Source organism: Acidovorax sp. HMWF018, from assembly GCF_003061035.1.
GTDB lineage: Bacteria > Pseudomonadota > Gammaproteobacteria > Burkholderiales > Burkholderiaceae_C > Acidovorax > Acidovorax delafieldii.
Map to the genome: position 1 here is coordinate 35,396 of NZ_QAIM01000113.1, position 827 is coordinate 36,222.

2 protein-coding genes are annotated in these 827 nt (G+C 67.1%); both read left to right on the forward strand.

The window, feature by feature from the left end; all coding sequences use genetic code 11:
* Nucleotides 1–547, forward strand: a 547-nt coding sequence (locus DBR23_RS30260) for a prephenate dehydratase domain-containing protein (RefSeq protein WP_233250264.1), incomplete at its 5' end; no start/stop codon positions are given.
* 12 nt (nucleotides 548–559) lie between these two features.
* On the forward strand, nucleotides 560–827 hold a 268-nt coding region (locus DBR23_RS30265), incomplete at its 3' end, for a prephenate dehydrogenase/arogenate dehydrogenase family protein (RefSeq protein ID WP_369882080.1).

Below are 827 nucleotides of genomic sequence, written 5' to 3' on the forward strand. Positions count from 1 at the left end.
GCTCGAAGGCATCGAGGTGGTGCTGGCCCATCCGCAGGCGCTGGCCCAATGCCAGGCCTGGTTGTCCAAGCACCTGCCGCATGCCGAGCGCCGCCCGGTGTCCAGCAATGCCGAAGGCGCGCGACTGGCCACCACCAACCCGGCCTGGGCGGCCCTCTCCAGCGAGCGTGCGGCCACCCAGTTTGGCTTGCACATCGTCTCCCACGCCATCCAGGACGACGCCTACAACCGCACCCGCTTCGCCATCATCTGCCTGCCACACACGCTGCAGACGCCGCCTCCTTCGGGCAAGGATTGCACCAGCCTCGTGGTGTCGGTGCCCAACCGGCCCGGCGCCGTGCACGACCTGCTGGTGCCGCTCAAGACGCACGGTGTGTCCATGACGCGCTTTGAGTCGCGCCCTGCCCGCACGGGCCAGTGGGAGTACTACTTCTACATCGATCTCGACGGCCACCCCGCCCAGCCCCACGTGGCACGGGCGCTGGAAGAACTGCGCAGCCTGTGTGCGTTCTACAAGGTCCTGGGCACTTACCCCGTGTCATCCTGAGGAGCAGCCGCCATGTTTGAACAATTGGGACTGATCGGCTGTGGGCTCATGGGAGGCTCATTCGCCCTGGCCATGAAGAAGGCCGGGTTGGTCAAACGCGTGGTGGGCTACAGCAAGTCGCCCTCCACCACCGACCGCGCCCGCCAGCTGGGCGTGATCGACGTCGAGGCGCCTTCCGCGCTACTGGCTGTGGCGGGCGCCGACATTGTGCTAGTGGCAGTCCCCGTGGCAGCCACCGAGGCCACCCTCAAGGCCATCAAGCACCTTGTCACCCCCCAGA